At 69.4% G+C, this 15,731-nt stretch carries 17 protein-coding genes and 1 tRNA gene; 5 read left to right on the top strand and 13 right to left on the bottom strand.

The features are described from left to right. Window positions 1–597 precede the first annotated feature (597 nt). Window positions 598–2,856 carry a transglycosylase domain-containing protein gene (locus E4N62_RS00675; protein WP_230212341.1) on the top strand — a complete coding sequence of 753 codons (2,259 nt, stop codon included), beginning with the start codon at window positions 598–600 and terminating at the stop codon, window positions 2,854–2,856. Window positions 2,857–2,989: 133 nt separating this feature from the next. Here E4N62_RS00675 and E4N62_RS00670 read toward each other — a convergent pair whose 3' ends face one another. Together E4N62_RS00670 and E4N62_RS00665 are read right to left on the bottom strand one after the other, a co-directional pair. Continuing rightward, window positions 2,990–3,334, bottom strand: a complete 345-nt coding sequence (locus tag E4N62_RS00670) for a co-chaperone GroES (RefSeq protein ID WP_005486682.1) — start codon at window positions 3,332–3,334, stop codon at window positions 2,990–2,992. Between the two features lie 22 nt (window positions 3,335–3,356). Beyond that, the gene (locus E4N62_RS00665) at window positions 3,357–3,686 is read right to left on the bottom strand and encodes a DUF3618 domain-containing protein (protein ID WP_230211457.1); all 330 of its coding nucleotides are present in this window, start codon (window positions 3,684–3,686) and stop codon (window positions 3,357–3,359) included. 105 nt (window positions 3,687–3,791) lie between these two features. Here E4N62_RS00665 and bcp point away from each other — a divergent pair, with 105 nt between their 5' ends. The 3 genes from bcp (at window position 3,792) to E4N62_RS00650 (ending at window position 5,661) form a co-directional block, all read left to right on the top strand. Next, window positions 3,792–4,259, top strand: coding sequence for a thioredoxin-dependent thiol peroxidase (gene bcp, locus E4N62_RS00660; protein WP_230211456.1), 468 nt, complete (start codon window positions 3,792–3,794; stop codon window positions 4,257–4,259). Between the two features lie 261 nt (window positions 4,260–4,520). Next, window positions 4,521–5,522, top strand: coding sequence for an HNH endonuclease (locus E4N62_RS00655; RefSeq protein WP_230211455.1), 1,002 nt, complete (start codon window positions 4,521–4,523; stop codon window positions 5,520–5,522). A 55-nt stretch (window positions 5,523–5,577) separates the two neighbouring features. Next, window positions 5,578–5,661 (top strand) — tRNA-Leu (locus E4N62_RS00650). Window positions 5,662–5,726: 65 nt separating this feature from the next. Here E4N62_RS00650 and rdgB read toward each other — a convergent pair. The 4 genes from rdgB to E4N62_RS00630 all read right to left on the bottom strand — a co-directional run bounded on the left by rdgB (window position 5,727) and on the right by E4N62_RS00630 (window position 8,020). Continuing rightward, a complete protein-coding gene (rdgB, locus tag E4N62_RS00645; protein WP_230211454.1) occupies window positions 5,727–6,329 on the bottom strand; it encodes an RdgB/HAM1 family non-canonical purine NTP pyrophosphatase in 603 nt (200 codons plus the stop codon). Between the two features lie 87 nt (window positions 6,330–6,416). After that, window positions 6,417–6,815: a hypothetical protein gene (locus tag E4N62_RS00640; RefSeq protein WP_230211453.1), complete on the bottom strand. Its 399-nt coding sequence runs from the start codon at window positions 6,813–6,815 to the stop codon at window positions 6,417–6,419. A 182-nt stretch (window positions 6,816–6,997) separates the two neighbouring features. After that, entirely contained in the window at window positions 6,998–7,735 is a 738-nt protein-coding gene (gene rph / locus E4N62_RS00635) for a ribonuclease PH (protein ID WP_184893511.1), read from the bottom strand. Between the two features lie 51 nt (window positions 7,736–7,786). Further along, complete coding sequence (locus E4N62_RS00630) at window positions 7,787–8,020, bottom strand: glucose PTS transporter subunit EIIB (RefSeq protein WP_045560653.1); 234 nt, start codon at window positions 8,018–8,020, stop codon at window positions 7,787–7,789. 258 nt (window positions 8,021–8,278) lie between these two features. On the opposite strand from E4N62_RS00630, the gene E4N62_RS00625 reads away from it, so the two are divergent. After that, on the top strand, window positions 8,279–9,556 hold the full coding sequence (locus E4N62_RS00625) for a PTS transporter subunit EIIC (protein WP_374116896.1): 1,278 nt from the start codon (window positions 8,279–8,281) through the stop codon (window positions 9,554–9,556). A gap of 153 nt (window positions 9,557–9,709) precedes the next feature. On the opposite strand, the gene E4N62_RS00620 is transcribed toward E4N62_RS00625, so the two are convergent. The 7 genes from E4N62_RS00620 to E4N62_RS00595 all read right to left on the bottom strand — a co-directional run bounded on the left by E4N62_RS00620 (window position 9,710) and on the right by E4N62_RS00595 (window position 15,713). Next, the gene (locus tag E4N62_RS00620) at window positions 9,710–10,462 is read right to left on the bottom strand and encodes an MBL fold metallo-hydrolase (RefSeq protein ID WP_184893507.1); all 753 of its coding nucleotides are present in this window, start codon (window positions 10,460–10,462) and stop codon (window positions 9,710–9,712) included. Window positions 10,463–10,911: 449 nt separating this feature from the next. Then, entirely contained in the window at window positions 10,912–11,862 is a 951-nt protein-coding gene (locus tag E4N62_RS00615; RefSeq protein WP_230211452.1) for a PLP-dependent cysteine synthase family protein, read from the bottom strand. Between the two features lie 6 nt (window positions 11,863–11,868). Further along, a complete protein-coding gene (locus tag E4N62_RS00610; RefSeq protein WP_230211451.1) occupies window positions 11,869–12,147 on the bottom strand; it encodes a MoaD/ThiS family protein in 279 nt (92 codons plus the stop codon). Window positions 12,148–12,260: 113 nt separating this feature from the next. Continuing rightward, the gene (locus E4N62_RS49190; RefSeq protein WP_020115562.1) at window positions 12,261–12,356 is read right to left on the bottom strand and encodes a putative leader peptide; all 96 of its coding nucleotides are present in this window, start codon (window positions 12,354–12,356) and stop codon (window positions 12,261–12,263) included. 167 nt (window positions 12,357–12,523) lie between these two features. Next, the gene (locus E4N62_RS00605; protein WP_230211450.1) at window positions 12,524–13,591 is read right to left on the bottom strand and encodes a LacI family DNA-binding transcriptional regulator; all 1,068 of its coding nucleotides are present in this window, start codon (window positions 13,589–13,591) and stop codon (window positions 12,524–12,526) included. 88 nt (window positions 13,592–13,679) lie between these two features. Then, window positions 13,680–14,102 carry a Mov34/MPN/PAD-1 family protein gene (locus E4N62_RS00600; protein WP_230211449.1) on the bottom strand — a complete coding sequence of 141 codons (423 nt, stop codon included), beginning with the start codon at window positions 14,100–14,102 and terminating at the stop codon, window positions 13,680–13,682. 75 nt (window positions 14,103–14,177) lie between these two features. Continuing rightward, window positions 14,178–15,713, bottom strand: coding sequence for a sodium:alanine symporter family protein (locus E4N62_RS00595; RefSeq protein WP_230211448.1), 1,536 nt, complete (start codon window positions 15,711–15,713; stop codon window positions 14,178–14,180). Window positions 15,714–15,731 lie beyond the last annotated feature (18 nt).

Genomic DNA, 15,731 nt, shown 5'->3' with positions numbered 1-15,731 from the left:
GCCAGACCGGTGGCGTGCGCGGTGGCGACTCCGCAGGCGGCCGTGACGCCGGGCGCGACGGCAAGGCGGCCGGGGTGCCGGACGCCCGGGCCGCGAGGGCCGCCCGCGCGGCCCGCGCCGCCAAGGCCGCCGGGCTCGCCGGGGCCTCAGGGGCCTCAGGGGCCTCAGGGGCCGCAGCTTCCGCCGGGTCCGCAGCTTCCGCCGGCGTGGCGGCGGAGGCACCCCGCCCCCTCGCGACGGCGACACCGCCGCGACCTCCGCCACCAAGTCCACCGGCGCTCAGACCCCTCGTGCCCCCGGTGCGGCGCCGGGCGGGCGCGCTGACGACACCCCCACCACCACCCTGGGGATCACCCCGGCCGCCCGGAAGTCGCCCCCGCCGCCGCCCGGCCGGGCGCCGACACGCCCACGCAGGCGCTCGGCGTCGTCTCCGCCGAGAAGGCGGCCCCCGGGACCGGCCCCACGGTCGCCACCGCTGCCGCCACCGCGACCGCCGCCGTGCCCGACATCACCCCGGCCCCCGCGGGCGGCGGCAAGGGCAAGAAGCCCAAGCGGCCCAAGCGCACCGGCTTCAGGCGCCTGATCCCCACCTGGCGCATGGTGCTCGGCGCCTTCGTGGTCGGCATCATGCTGATCGTCGGCGCCTTCGTGCTGGGCTACAACATGGTCCACATCCCCAAGCCGCAGGACGCCGCGACCAAGCAGAGCAACGTCTACCTCTACGCGGACGGCACCCAGATCGCCCGCGACGGCGAGGTCAACCGCGAGAACGTCCCGCTGTCGAAGGTCTCCAAGGCCGCCCAGCACGCCGTACTGGCCGCCGAGGACCGCGACTTCTACTCCGAGCCGGCCATCGACCTCAAGGCGATGGTCCGCGCCGGCTGGAACACCGCGACCGGCAAGGGCAAGCAGTCCGGCTCCACCATCACCCAGCAGTACGTGAAGAACTACTACCTGGCCCAGGACCAGACCGTCACCCGCAAGGTGAAGGAGTTCTTCATCGCGATCAAGCTGGACCGCGAGGTCACCAAGGACGAGATCCTGGAGGGCTACCTCAACACCAGCTTCTTCGGCCGCAACGCCTACGGCATCCAGGCCGCCGCCCAGGCCTACTACGGCGTCGACGCCGACGAACTCACCGCCGAGCAGGGCGCGTACCTCGCCGCGCTCGTCAACGCGCCGAGCGTGTACGACGTCGTCGCCCACCCGGAGAACAAGGACGCGGCGGTCGCCCGCTGGAACTACGTCCTCGACGGCATGGTGAAGGAGGGCTGGCTCAAGCAGTCCGAGCGCACCGGCGCGAAGTTCCCGATGCCGAAGCAGGCCATCACGCCCAGCGCCTTCTCCGGCCAGCGCGGCTACCTCGTCGAGGCCATCAAGTCGTACCTCTACGACCACAAGATCATCGACGAGGAGGCGCTGGAGAACGGCGGTGGCTACCGCATCACCACCACCATCCAGCCCAAGATGCAGAACGCCTTCATCAAGGCCGTCGACGACCAGCTGATGGACAAGCTCGACAAGAAGAACCGCAAGGTCGACAACTACGTACGCGCCGGCGGTGTCTCCATCGACCCGAAGACCGGCAAGGTCATCGCGATGTACGGCGGCATCGACTACACCAAGCAGTACGTCAACAACGCGACCCGCCGTGACTTCCAGGTCGGCTCCACCTTCAAGCCGTTCGTGTTCACCGCCGCCGTGGAGAACGCCTCCAACACCCAGAGCGGCCAGGCGATCACCCCGAACACCGTCTACGACGGCACCAACAAGCGCCCCGTGACGGGCTGGCCCGGCCCGGCGTACGCCCCCGAGAACGAGGACTACGTCAACTACGGCAACATCTCCGTCCGCCAGGCCACCGAGAGTTCCGTGAACTCGGTGTACGCGCAGATGGCCGTGGACGTCGGCCCCGAGAAGATCGAGAAGACCGCGATCGACCTCGGGCTGCCCAAGAACACGCCGGACATGAACCCGTACCCGTCCATCGCCCTGGGCACCGCCACCGCGAGCGTCCTCGACATGACGGAGGCGTACGCGACGCTCGCCAACCACGGCAAGCACGGCACGTACACGATGATCGAGAAGATCAGCAAGGACGGCGAGGTGATCAAGCTCCCGAGCACGGAGTCCACCCAGGCCGTCAGCCGCAAGGCCGCCGACACCACCACCTCCGTCCTGCGGAGCGTCGTCCAGAACGGCACCGCCACCGCCGCGCAGGCCTCCGGTCACCCGGTCGCCGGCAAGACGGGCACCGCCGAGGAGGACAAGGCGGCCTGGTTCGCGGGCTACACCCCCGACCTCGCCACCGTCGTCTCCGTGATGGGCCAAGACCCCAAGACGGGCATCCACAAGCCGCTCTACGGCGCGATGGGTCTGCCCCGCATCAACGGCGGTGGGGCGCCCACCCAGATCTGGGCGCAGTTCACCAAGGCCGCCCTGAAGGGCAAGAAGGTCAAGGAGTTCGACCTCGACCTCCAGGTCGGCGCGGACGTCGTGATCACCCCGCCCAGCACCCCGGCCGAGGAGCCCAGCGCCACCGGCGACGAGGAGACCGGCGGCCCCACGGGCGACGAGGAGCCCGGCGGCCCGACGGACGACAGCACCGACAACGGCACCACCACCGGCGGCGGCACACCCACCACCGACGGCGGCACGAGTTCCACGGGCGGGGCGACGACGGACGGCGGAACGGCCTCCACCGGCGGCACCTCGACCGACGGCGGAGCGACCTCCACCGGCGGAGGGACAGCCGACGGAGGAGCCTCCTCCACCGGCGGAGCCACAGCCGACGGAGGAACCGGCGACGGCGGAGCGAACTCGGGAGGCGACACCTCGGTGGGACCGTTCGGGTAGCCCCGGCACAAGCAGAAGGCGGTGGGGGCTGGTGACCATGCTCACCAGCCCCCACCGCCTGTCACAGCCTGCGAATCAGAGACGCATCGCAGAGATACATCTCGGAGTCATAGATACATCTCAGAGACGCATCTCAGAGATACAGGCCCGTGGAGTCCTCCGACCCCTCGAACCGGTCCGCGGCCACGGCGTGCAGATCGCGCTCCCGCATCAGGACGTACGCCACGCCCCGCACCTCCACCTCGGCACGGTCCTCGGGGTCGTAGAGGACCCGGTCGCCGGGCTCGACGGTCCGGACGTTCTGGCCGACCGCGACGACCTCGGCCCAGGCGAGACGCCGGCCGACGGCCGCCGTCGCGGGGATCAGGATGCCGCCGCCGGAACGCCGCTCGCCCTCGGCGGTGTCCTGCCGCACGAGCACACGGTCGTGCAGCATCCGAATGGGCAACTTGTCGTCGTGCTGGGTCTTCTCGCTCACACCCCGAACCTACCTGTCCCCGTCAGACCCGACGACGCCGAGTGCCGAGGGCGAGGAGCCCCACCACCGCGACGACCACGAGGGCGACGGGCACGATGCGCTCGACCCGGGGCGCGCCGTCCTCGTCGACGAACTGGCCCCTGACGTCACTGACCACACGGTTGACCGAGACGTACGCCGCGCCGAGGGTGTGGTCGATGTTGGAGGCGACCTTGGCCTTGGCGTCGCCCACGATGGTCCTGGGATGCACCCGGACGCCGATCTCGTCGAGCGTCTCGGCGAGGTTCTCACGGCGGCGCTTGATGTCCGCCTCGATCTCGGCCGGGGTCCTGATGTCCGAGCTCTCCGCCACCGCGCGGCCTCCCGTAGTCGGTTGTCCCTGAAATCCCTTGGTTCCGCACAGTCTGTCAGCTCCACCCGGCACGGGACCGCCAGGGCCCGCCATTACGCTGGACCGATGAGCGAGCGACTCCAACCCGGGGACGTGGCCCCCGCCTTCACCCTCCCGGACGCCGACGGCAACGAGGTGTCCCTGTCCGACCACAAGGGCCGCAAGGTCATCGTCTACTTCTACCCGGCCGCCCTGACCCCGGGCTGCACCAAGCAGGCCTGTGACTTCACCGACAACCTGGAGCTCCTCGCGGACGCCGGGTACGACGTGATCGGCATCTCCCCCGACAAGCCCGAGAAACTCGCCAAGTTCCGCGAGAAGGAGTCCCTGAAGGTCACCCTTCTCGGCGACCCGGACAAGACGGTGCTGGACGCGTACGCGGCCTTCGGCGAGAAGAAGAACTACGGCAAGACGTACCTGGGCGTCATCCGCTCCACGATCATCGTCGACGAGGAGGGCAAGGTGGCACACGCCCTCTACAACGTCCGCGCGACGGGCCACGTAGCGAAGATCATCAAGGACCTGGGCATCTGACCCCCACTACCGCCCCACCTCCGTTCCACACCTCCGCCCCACAGAACGGCCCGCACCGGATCACCCGGCACGGGCCGTTCCGACACCCGGCCTGTGCTCCTCGGTCAAGCACCCCGGGGCCAGTCCTCGGCCACACGCCGCCCGAAAGCCCTGAGGGCTTGCCTGGTGACCCACACCACATCAGCACCGCCGTGACCGTCCGACGAATAGTTCGTTTCTCCGTACGAGCCACGAACATGCGGCCGGAACGGAGAAGGTTCCATGGGGGACAGCGTGTACAGCGAGGGGCGGCTCTCACCAGCCGTCGCCGAAGCTCGCAACTGGAACGACTTGATGCGCAGACTCGGACTCAAGACAAGCGGGGGGCAACGACGCGTACTCCAGGAGAAGGTGGCACGCCACGGACTCGACACGAGCCACTTCGTCAAGCGCAGCCCGTGGCGCAAATATCCGGACGCCGCCATCGTCGAAGCCACCGCCACGTCCTCCTCACTGCGCGAGGTAGCGCTGAAGCTGGGCGCCACTCCGGCCACCGGCACGCTTTCCCACATCCGACGCCGCATCGACGCGGCAGGAATCGACATCAGCCACTTCCCCGGCATCGACCGTGTTGAGCTGGACCTGCCCTTCACCACCGAGGAGTTGAAGGCGGCCACGGTCTCAGCGGACAGCGTGCGCGGAGTGGCGCGAGCACTGGGCGTTCCGGACGACAGCCGCTCGCGCGCCACGCTGCTACGCATGCTGCGTGAGCGGCACATCGACACCGAGCACTTCACTCACACCCGGGTATCCCTTGACGAGGAAGCACTTCGCACCCTGGTCCCCCAGGCATCCAGCTATGCCGACGTGATGCGTGGACTCGGTCTGGTTGTCAGTTACACCAACCATCGACGCGTGCAGCGAGCTGCGGCGCGCCTCGGCCTCGACACCAGCCACTTCAAGCGCCGCACCTGGGGCAAAGTGGATAGGCGGGCCCCCACACCGACGGCTCATCGCGTGCTTGTCGTTCTGCCCCCGGACGCCGGGCGGACCAACAGGGCCCAACTGCACCGGGCCCTGACCGAAATCGGAGTGCCGTACACATGCATGAGTTGCGGCAACACCGGTGAATGGCTGGGCCGTAGCATCACCTTGCAGATCGACCACATCAACGGGGACTGGCACGACAACCGTCGGGAGAACCTGCGGTACCTGTGCCCGAACTGCCACGCGCTGACAGATACATGGTGCCGACAGAAAGAGCGAACGTCGCTCGCCGGATAGGCATCGATCACCGTACACTTGCAGCCGCCCGTCATGCTCGACGACGGGCGGCAGGGCGGCCTTGGCGGAACTGGCAGACGCCTCGCGTTTAGGGCGCGATGGGAGCAATCCCGTGAGGGTTCGAGTCCCTCAGGCCGCACTCACCTTCATTTCCAAGGTCCGGCTTGCGGCTTCCGCAAGCCGGACCTTCCTCGTGCACGCGCCTCAGCCCAACAGCTCCCGCAGCACCGGCACCAACCCCCGGAACGCCTGCCCCCGGTGGCTGATCGCGTTCTTCTCTTCCGCCGTCAGCTGGGCGCAGCTCCTCGTGTCGCCGTCCGGCCGGAGGATCGGGTCGTAGCCGAAGCCGTTCGTGCCGATCGGGGAGTGCAGCAGTACGCCCCTCAGCCGGCCCTCGACCACCCGCTCCGCGCCGTCCGGCAGGGCCAGGGCGGCCGCGCAGGCGAAGTGGGCGCCGCGGTGTTCGTCGGCGATGTCGCCGAGCTGGGCGAGGAGCAGTTCCAGGTTGGCCTTGTCGTCGCCGTGGCGGCCGGCCCAGCGGGCGGAGAGGATGCCGGGGGCGCCGCCGAGGACGTCGACGCAGAGGCCGGAGTCGTCGGCGATGGCGGGGAGGCCTGTGGCCTGCGCGAGGGCGTGGGCCTTCAGCAGGGCGTTCTCGGCGAAGGTGACGCCGGTCTCCTTGACGTCGGGGACGTCCGGGTAGGCGTCGGCGCCGACGAGGTCGTGGGTCAGACCGGCGTCGGCGAGGATGGCCTTCAGTTCGGTGAGCTTGCCGGCGTTGCGGGTGGCGAGGATCAGGCGGGTCATGCCCACCAGTATCGCGATCCCCGCCGCCCGGCTCCGCCGAGTCTCACCGGGTCCAGCCGAGTTCCGCCTCGGCCGGGTTCCGCGGGGTTACGACGTGCAGACCTTCGTCAGTTCGCCCGCCGCGTCGGTGATGCCGCTGATGTCGGGGGTGGCGTCCCCGTTCTCCACGGCGGTCTGGGTGTCGGTGACGGCCTTCTGGAGCGAGTCGACGGCCTTGTTGACGTCGGCGTTGTCGGTCTTGTCGCCGATCTCGTCGAGGTTCTTGTCGATGGAGGCGAGGGACTCCTCCAGCTGCGTGGGGTCGTCCGCCGCGTTCTGGACGGCCTGCTGGAGGTCGTTCACGCTCTGGGCGATGGCGTCGGCGGTCTGGACGCAGTCCAGGGCCTTGTTCACGGCGTCGCAGCCGGTGGTGAGCCCGACCGTCAGGGCGACGGCGGCTACGGCTCCGGCGATGGTGGTCGTACGACGTCGGCGACTCGCGGCCATGGAACGGTCCTCCTGGGGAACTGGGTGCAGGCCTGACGGCCCCCTGTGTGGCGCATGAACGGCTACTGCGGTGTGGCCGGGTGCACGGTGGTGTGCCGTGCACCCGTATGTGCAAGGACGCGGGCGGGGCCGCGGTGGTTGCCACCGGCGGCCGTCGCCCTTGGCGCGCCCTTTACCCTTCTTTACCTTTCGAGGACCGTATCAAGCGCCTTGCGCTGGAGGGCAGCCAGTTCGTCACAGCCGGAAACGGCAAGGTCCAGCAGGGAGTTGAGCTCCTCGCGGGCGAACGGCTCGGCCTCGGCGGTCCCCTGGACCTCGACGAAGCGACCGTCGCCGGTGCAGACGACGTTCATGTCCGTGTCGGCCTTCACGTCCTCCTCGTAGCGGAGATCGAGGAGGGGGACGCCGCCGACGATGCCGACGGAGACGGCCGAGACGGTGCCGGTGAGGGGCTGGCGGTTGGCCTTGATCAGTTTCTTGCCCTGGGCCCAGGACACGGCGTCGGCCAGCGCGACGTACGCGCCGGTGATGGCCGCCGTGCGGGTGCCGCCGTCGGCCTGGAGGACGTCGCAGTCGAGGACGATGGTGTTCTCGCCGAGCGCCTTGTAGTCGATGACGGCGCGCAGGGAGCGTCCGATGAGGCGGGAGATCTCGTGGGTGCGGCCGCCGATCCTGCCGCGTACGGACTCCCGGTCGCCGCGGGTGTTGGTGGCGCGGGGGAGCATGGAGTACTCGGCGGTCACCCAGCCCTCGCCGCTGCCCTTGCGCCAGCGGGGGACGCCTTCGGTGACGGAGGCGGTGCAGAAGACCTTCGTGTCGCCGAAGGAGATGAGGACGGAGCCCTCGGCGTGCTTGCTCCACCCGCGTTCGATGGTGACCGGGCGGAGCTGTTCGGGCGTGCGGCCGTCGATTCGAGACATGCCGCTGAGCTTAGGGGGTGTCGTGCGACACCCCCTCATCGCGTTCGGGGCCTACATCATGTCCTCGATCTCCGCGGCGATGGGGTCGGCGTCGGTGCCGATGACGACCTGGATGGCGGTGCCCATCTTGACGACGCCGTGCGCGCCGGCGGCCTTGAGGGCGGCCTCGTCGACGAGGGAGGCGTCATGGACCTCGGTGCGCAGGCGGGTGATGCAGCCCTCGACCTCGTCGATGTTGTCGAGGCCGCCGAGCCCGGCGACGATCTTCTCAGCCTTGGTGGCCATGGCGTCTCTCCCTGATGACCGTTGCGAATCGTTCGCGACTGGTCTACACCACGCGGGGCATGCCCGCCAAGCGGGCCCGGGGACAAGGGGTGAAGTCCCGGCGACATCACGAAGGCATAAAACGGGAATCGCGGGTTCCTTGGCCGCCCCCCACCGTGCTACAACAGGTCTACACCACTGAATGGTGTAGACCTCTCCGTGCTGCCCCTCCCCCACTCTCCCGTCCCCGGGCGGCGCCCTGCTCTCATGGAGGAAGTTGTGACCACGGCCAGCGCCGCTCCCCCGGCCGCAGACAACAAGGGCCCCAGCTGGGGCTCCCGCACGATGGCTGTCATGCAGCGTATCGGCCGCAGCCTGATGCTGCCGGTCGCCGTCCTGCCGGCCGCAGCCCTGCTCGTCCGGCTCGGCACCACGGACATGCTGGGCAGTGACTCGTTCCCCGGGTTCATCACCAAGTTCGCGAGCTTCATGGCGGCCGGCGGCGGTGCCATCCTCGACAACATGCCGCTGCTGTTCGCGGTCGGCATCGCGATCGGCTTCGCGAAGAAGTCGGACGGCTCGACCGCCCTCGCCGCGGTCGTCGGTTACCTCGTCTTCCAGAAGGTGCTGGGCACCTTCACCGACTCCAACCTCCCCCAGAAGGCCACGGTCGTCGACGGCAAGGTCGTGATGGTGGACGCGTCGGTCAACGCCGGTGTCCTCGGCGGCGTCGTGATGGGCCTGGTCGTCGCCCTGCTCTACCAGCGCTTCTACCGCACCAAGCTGCCCGACTGGGCCGGCTTCTTCGGCGGCCGCCGCCTGGTGCCGATCCTGGCCGCCCTGGCGGGCCTGCTCATCGGCATCGTCTTCGGCTACATCTGGCCGGTCCTCGGCGCGGGTCTGCACCACTTCGGCGAGTGGCTGGTCGGCTCCGGCGCGGTCGGCGCGGGCGTCTTCGGTGTGGCCAACCGTGCGCTGATCCCGGTCGGCATGCACCACCTGCTGAACTCCTTCCCGTGGTTCCAGGCCGGTTCGTACGAGGGCAAGAGCGGTGACATCGCGCGCTTCCTGGCCGGTGACCCGACCGCCGGACAGTTCATGACCGGCTTCTTCCCGATCATGATGTTCGGCCTGCCGGCCGTCTGTCTCGCGATCTACCACGCCGCCCGCCCGGAGCGCCGTGCGGTGGTCGGCGGCATGATGTTCTCCATGGCGCTGACCTCGTTCGTCACCGGTGTCACCGAGCCGATCGAGTTCACGTTCATGTTCATCGCCCCGGTCCTGTACGCCATCCACGCCGTGCTCACCGGTGTCTCCATGGCCCTGACCTGGGCGCTCGGCATGAAGGACGGCTTCGGCTTCTCGGCCGGCGTGATCGACTTCGGCCTCAACCTGGGCATCGCCACCAAGCCCTGGGCCCTGCTCCTGGTGGGCCTGTGCTTCGGCGCCCTGTACTACGTGATCTTCCGGTTCGCGATCGTCCGCTTCAACCTGCCGACCCCCGGCCGGGAGACGGACGAGGAGCTCGCCGAGCTCCAGAAGGCGGAGGCGAAGTAGCCGCCACGGCTCCCCCGAGCACGACGTACGTGAAAGGCCCCCGGAGTCCGCTCCGGGGGCCTTTCACGTACGTCGTGCTCGGCTTCTCGCGTACGTCGTGCTCGGCTTCTCGCGTACGTCGTGCCCGGATACCGCGTATCGCCTGCGGCGTCCTCAGATCTCGTACGACACCCTGGGCACCGCCAGCTCCACCGGGCCGTCGTACACCGCGCGGGCGTCGACGAGGTTGACCTGGGGGTCCGTCCACGGCGGGACGTGGGTGAGGACGAGACGGCGGGCGCCCGCCCGGGCGGCCGTCTCACCGGCCTCGCGGCCGTTGAGATGGAGGTCCGGGATGTTCTCCTTGCCGTGTGTGAAGGCGGCCTCGCACAGGAACAGGTCGGCGTCGCGCGCCAGTTCGTCCAGGGTGTCGGTGACGCCGGTGTCCCCGGAGTACGTCAGGACCCGGCCGCCGTGTTCGATGCGGATGCCGTACGCCTCGACGGGGTGGGCGACCCGTTCCGTGTGGACGGTGAACGGGCCGATCTCGAACGTGCTCGGCTTGACCGTGTGGAAGTCGAAGACCTCGCTCATGGAGGAGGCGGACGGGGTGTCGGCGTAGGCCGTGGTCAGGCGCTGCTCGGTGCCTTCGGGTCCGTAGACCGGGATGGGGTCGCAGCGGCCGCCGTCGTGGCGGTAGTACCGTGCGACGAAATACGCGCACATGTCGATGCAGTGGTCGGCGTGCAGATGGCTGAGGAAGATCGCGTCGAGGTCGTAGAGACCGCAGTGGCGCTGCAGCTCGCCCAGGGCACCGTTGCCCATGTCGAGGAGCAGCCGGAAGCCGTCGGCCTCTACGAGGTAGCTCGAACAGGCCGATTCCGCGGAAGGGAACGACCCCGAGCAGCCGACGACGGTGAGCTTCATGAGAGCTGGAACCTCCGCGCTGGCGTGAAGTCGTGACAGTCGTGTCAGTCGTGACGTGCAGACGGGTTGCGTATTGCGGGTGGCGGGGTTGCGAAGGACGGACATGGGTGCAGCACGAGTGGTGCGGTCCGTTGAGCGTAAGGCGCAAAAGGGTGGGTCGCTCCTCCGCCAGGGGCCGTTGTGGGCGAACTCACCTGTGCTGTCACCGGTTCGGCTGGTGGTGGGCCGTCCCGGGGAGCGGAAGGGGTGCGTTGTCGGGTGCGGCTCGGGTGGGGCTTCGCGCAGTTCTCGCGCCCCTGAAAGCAGGGGCTTCGCCCCATGCTTTCAGGCCCGCCGCCGGTCGCCTTCCAGGCCGCAGGGGCCTGGTCTTTAGGGGCGCGGGGAACTGCGCGAGCAACCCCACCCACCCGCACCCGACGACGCACCCCGGCCCACCCCGCCACGCACCCCTACGCCCAGAGCTGGCCCTGCAGTGTCTCGATGGCCTCTTCCGTCGTCGCGGCGGTGTAGACGCCCGTCGACAGGTACTTCCAGCCGCCGTCGGCGACCACGAAGACGATGTCGGCCGGCTCGCCGGACTTGACCGCCTTGTTGCCGACTCCGATCGCGGCGTGCAGCGCGGCCCCCGTGGAGACGCCCGCGAAGATGCCCTCCTGCTGCAGCAGCTCCCGTGTGCGGGTCACCGCGTCGGCGGAGCCTACGGAGAAGCGGGTGGTGAGGACCGACGCGTCGTAGAGCTCCGGCACGAACCCCTCGTCGAGGTTGCGCAGCCCGTAGACGAGGTCGTCGTAGCGCGGCTCGGCGGCGACGATCCGCACATCCGGCTTGTGCTCGCGCAGGAAACGGCCCACGCCCATCAGCGTCCCCGTCGTACCGAGACCGGCGACGAAATGGGTGATGGAGGGGAGGTCCGCCAGGATCTCCGGGCCCGTCGTCGCGTAGTGGGCGCCCGCGTTGTCGGGGTTGCCGTACTGGTAGAGCATCACCCAGTCGGGGTGCTCGGCGGAGAGCTCCTTGGCGACGCGTACGGCCGTGTTGGAGCCGCCGGCGGCCGGGGACGGGATGATCTCGGCGCCCCACATGGCGAGCAGCTCACGCCGCTCCTGCGAGGTGTTCTCGGGCATGACGCAGACCATGCGGTAGCCCTTGAGCTTGGCCGCCATGGCGAGGGAGATGCCCGTGTTGCCCGAGGTGGGCTCCAGGATCGTGCAGCCGGGGGTCAGCCGCCCCTCCTTCTCCGCCTGCTCGATCATGTGCAGGGCGGGCCGGTCCTTGACCGAACCCGTCGGGTTGCGGTCCTCCAGCTTCGCCCAGATCCGGACGTCGGCGGACGGCGACAGCCGCGGCAGGCACACCAGAGGGGTGTTGCCCACCGCGGCCAGCGGGGAGTCGTAGCGCATGGGTGATCAGGCCATGCCGCCGGCCACGGCCGGCAGGATCGTCACGTTGTCGCCGTCGGACAGCTTGGTGTTGATGCCCTCCAGGAAGCGGACGTCCTCGTCGTTGAGGTAGACGTTGACGAAGCGGCGCAGTTCACCGCCGTCCACGATGCGCGCCTGGATGCCCGCGTGACGGCTCTCGAGGTCGGTGAACAGGTCGGCGAGGGTGTCACCGGCTCCCTCCACCGCCTTCTGACCGTCGGTGTACTGGCGGAGGATGGTGGGGATGCGGACCTCGATGGCCATGGTGTGCGGCTCCTGTCGGGAGTGGTGGGTCGGTGGCGCGCGGCAGCGCGGAGTGCGTGGTCACACAGGTGTCGGCGCCGCGGCTCACGGCCGTACGGCGGCAGGGGTCGGCGTCAACAGATGGCGCTGGCAAGCCTGCACAGGTCGACGTGCAGCCGCGCCACGAGCAGTGCGCCCGGCGTCTTCTCGCTCACGTCGTCAAAAACCATGCGCTCATCGTATCGATTCCCGGTCCGGGTCCCGGAATGTGATCCCACATGCCGGACGGTTTCGGGCCGGGGAGTGAGACCACGCACCTCAGCGGCGCTTCGGTCACCCGGTCGAACGCCGCTCAGCCACTGCTCGAACGCCGGCTCGGCCGCCGCCCGTACGCCTGTCAGGCGGACTGCCGTACGACGAGTCGCGTCGGGGTGACCACCGACGACTGGGGGCCGGGCGCCGTCGCCCCGCCGTCCGTGGGGCCGTCGTCGCCGTGGCTGAACAGCAGCCGGGCCATCAGCCGGCCCATGCCCTCGATGTCCTGGTGGACGGTGGTCAGCGGCGGATCGGTGTGCTCGGCGATGGGCGCGAGGTCGTCGAAGCCGACGACGGCCACGTCGTCCGGCACCCGGCGGCCCCGCTCGCGCAGCACCTGGAGCGCGCCGGAGGCCATGAGGTCGGAGGCGACGAAGACGGCGTCCAGGTCGGGGCGGCGGTCGAGGAGCGCGGTCATGGCGTCGACCCCGCCCTGCCGGGTGTAGTCGGAGTGTTCGATCAGGAGGGGCGAAGCGTCCGGCAGGACGTCCCGGTAGCCGTCCAGGCGGTCGAGCGCCGAGGCCTCCTGGCCGACGGGGCCGGTGATCGTGGCGACGCGTTCCCGGCCGAGGGCGACCAGGTGGCGGACGGCCTCGCGGGCCCCGCCCCGGTTGTCGGCGTCGACGTACACGCGGTCGTGCGCGGGCTCGCCGTCGCGGACCAGCGGCCGGCCGCCGAAGACGGCGGGCAGCCCGAGCCGGTCGATCATGCCGGGCAGCGGGTCGTCGGCGCGCAGGGAGAACAGCAGGGCACCGTCGACGTGGCCGCCGCCGAGGAAGTCACCGACCCGGGGGTACTCCTCGGGCTCCTCCAGGAAGAGCAGGACGGGCTGGGCGCCGTGGGCCACCAGTTCCTTGCGGATGCCCCGGATGTGGAGGTCGAAGAAGGGGTCGATGAAGAGCCGGTTCTGCGGCTGGCTGGCGACGACGGCGATGGCGTTGTTGCGGCGGGTGACCAGTTGGCGGGCGGCGGAGTTCGGGACGTAACCGAGTTCGGCGATGACCTCCCGGACCCGTTCGACCACCTCCGCGCGCACCTTGTCCTCGCCGTTGATCACCCGTGACACGGTGGACTTCGAGACACCCGAGCCGCGTGCCACGTCGTCGAGGGTGGGGCGCCGGCCGGGCAGTCGTCGCGTCTGCTGTGTCAACGCCGTCTCCGTCACGGGCAGTTGGGTGCGTGCGCGTGCGTACGCCTGGGCAGGACCACCGTAGCCGCGAACGTGGTCCGTCGACGGATCAGTACACCTCGACGATCCGCACGTCCTCCTCGGTGACCTCGCCCTCGACGATGCGGTACGAGCGGAACTGGAAGTCGCCGAGGCCGTCGGTGTCGGCGGTGGAGACGAGGACGTAGTGGGCGCCGGGCTCGTTCGCGTAGGAGATGTCGGTGCGCGAGGGGTACGCCTCGGTGGCGGTGTGGGAGTGGTAGATGACCACGGGCTCCTCGTCGCGGTCGTCCATCTCGCGGTAGAGCTTGAGCAGGTCGCCGGAGTCGAACTCGTAGAACGTGGGCGACATGGCCGCGTTCAGCATCGGGATGAAGCGCTCGGGGCGGTCCGAGCCCGCCGGTCCGGCGACGACGCCGCACGCCTCGTCGGGGTGGTCCTTGCGCGCGTGGGCGACGATCTGGTCGACGAGGGCCTGGGTGATGGTCAGCATGTTCGTCAGGATAAGCAGAGGGCCGTCCCGTACCGAAGAGTGGTACGGGACGGCCCACATGCTGGGCGGGGAGGCTCAGTCGAGCGCCTTGACGGCTGCCTGGGTCTCGTCGGCTTCCGGCAGGCCGGCCTTGCGGCGCTTGACGAACCCCAGGAAGGAGTTCAGCTCGCGCTTGACGACCGGGGCCAGCAGGTAGAGGCCGATGATGTTGAAGACCGAGAGCAGGAACAGGGCCGAGTCGGCGAGGCTGATCAGCGAGCCGAGGGACATCAGGGCGCCGAGGACGACGAACGCGCTCCACAGGGCCTTGAAGGTGACCTCGCTGGCCTTGCTCCGGCCGAAGAGGTACGACCACGCCTTGAGGCCGTAGTAGCCCCAGGTCAGGATCGTGGAGAAGGCGAACAGCAGCACCGCGACGGTCAGCAGGTGCGGGAACCAGGGCAGCGCGGTCGCGAAGGCGTCGGAGGTGATGGTGACACCGCCGATTTCCCCGTTGCCCGCGGCGCGCTCGGCCCAGCTGTCCGGCTTGGCGATGATGATGGTCAGCGCGGTCATGGTGCAGATGACGACGGTGTCGATGAACGGCTCCAGCAGAGCGACCAGGCCCTCGCTCGCGGGGTGCTTGGTCTTGACCGCGGAGTGGGCGATCGGGGCGGAGCCGAGGCCGGCCTCGTTGGAGAAGGCGGCCCGCTGGAAGCCGACGATCAGGGCGCCGATCACACCACCGACGACACCCTGGGGCTCGAACGCACGCCGGAAGATCTCCATGACGGCGTCCGGCACCGCGGTGACGTTGCCGATGATGACGACCAGGCAGGCCACGATGTACATGGCGGCCATCGCCGGGACCAGCTTGCTGGTGACCGAGGCGATGGAGCGGATGCCGCCGAGCAGCACCAGGCCGACCAGCGCCGCGACGACCAGACCGAAGAGGACGGCACCGGCGGACGAGGCCAGGAATCCGTCCTCGCCGCCGAAGGTCGAGGAGACCTGGGCGTAGCTCTGGTTGGTCTGGAAGAGGTTGCCGCCGAACAGGCCGAAGAAGAGGATCATGACGGCGGCGGGGACGGCGAGCACCTTGCCGAACTTCGCGCCACGGCTGCCGAAGCGCTCGGCGAGGCCCTTGGGCAGGTAGTGCATGGGACCGCCGGAGACGGTGCCGTCCGCGTGCTGCTCACGGTACTTCACACCGAGGGTGACCTCGACGAACTTGGTCGCCATGCCGAGCAGACCGCACAGGATCATCCAGAAGGTGGCGCCGGCCCCACCGATGGAGACGGCGATGGCGACACCGGCGATGTTGCCGAGACCGACGGTGCCGGAGACCGCGGCGGTCAGGGCCTGGAAGTGGTTGACCTCACCGGGCGAGTCGTCCTCGTCGTACTTGCCGCGCACGACTTCCAGGGCGAGTTTGAACTTGCGTACCTGGATGAGCCCGAACCAGCCGGTGAAGACCAGGCCGGCGATGACGAGCCAGGCGACGATGAGCGGAAGCTCGGTGTCGCCGACACCTACGGTGTAGAAGACGACCTCACCAACGCTTTCGGCCACGGGTTCGAAGAACCCGCTGACGGCGTCGTCGATGGAGTTGGTGATGGATTCGAGTGACATCGAGTTACCTCGGTGGCG

This window comes from Streptomyces sp. MNU76 (assembly GCF_020982545.1).
In the GTDB taxonomy this organism is placed as follows: Bacteria; Actinomycetota; Actinomycetes; order Streptomycetales; family Streptomycetaceae; genus Streptomyces.
Note: the sequence above shows the minus strand (reverse complement) of the source record. Positions and strands in the feature narration are given on the sequence as shown.

Coding starts and splice junctions, on each gene's coding strand:
- E4N62_RS00610 (WP_230211451.1), bottom strand. CDS start 12,147: ATGGCCATCGAGGTCCGCATCCCCACCATCCTCCGCCAGTACACCGAC.
- E4N62_RS00675 (WP_230212341.1), top strand. CDS start 598: ATGGTGCTCGGCGCCTTCGTGGTCGGCATCATGCTGATCGTCGGCGCC.
- E4N62_RS00620 (WP_184893507.1), bottom strand. CDS start 10,462: ATGAAGCTCACCGTCGTCGGCTGCTCGGGGTCGTTCCCTTCCGCGGAA.
- E4N62_RS00655 (WP_230211455.1), top strand. CDS start 4,521: ATGGGGGACAGCGTGTACAGCGAGGGGCGGCTCTCACCAGCCGTCGCC.
- E4N62_RS49190 (WP_020115562.1), bottom strand. CDS start 12,356: ATGGTTTTTGACGACGTGAGCGAGAAGACGCCGGGCGCACTGCTCGTG.
- E4N62_RS00615 (WP_230211452.1), bottom strand. CDS start 11,862: ATGCGCTACGACTCCCCGCTGGCCGCGGTGGGCAACACCCCTCTGGTG.
- rdgB (WP_230211454.1), bottom strand. CDS start 6,329: ATGACCCGCCTGATCCTCGCCACCCGCAACGCCGGCAAGCTCACCGAA.
- rph (WP_184893511.1), bottom strand. CDS start 7,735: ATGTCTCGAATCGACGGCCGCACGCCCGAACAGCTCCGCCCGGTCACC.
- E4N62_RS00600 (WP_230211449.1), bottom strand. CDS start 14,102: ATGCTGACCATCACCCAGGCCCTCGTCGACCAGATCGTCGCCCACGCG.
- E4N62_RS00630 (WP_045560653.1), bottom strand. CDS start 8,020: ATGGCCACCAAGGCTGAGAAGATCGTCGCCGGGCTCGGCGGCCTCGAC.
- bcp (WP_230211456.1), top strand. CDS start 3,792: ATGAGCGAGCGACTCCAACCCGGGGACGTGGCCCCCGCCTTCACCCTC.
- E4N62_RS00640 (WP_230211453.1), bottom strand. CDS start 6,815: ATGGCCGCGAGTCGCCGACGTCGTACGACCACCATCGCCGGAGCCGTA.
- E4N62_RS00595 (WP_230211448.1), bottom strand. CDS start 15,713: ATGTCACTCGAATCCATCACCAACTCCATCGACGACGCCGTCAGCGGG.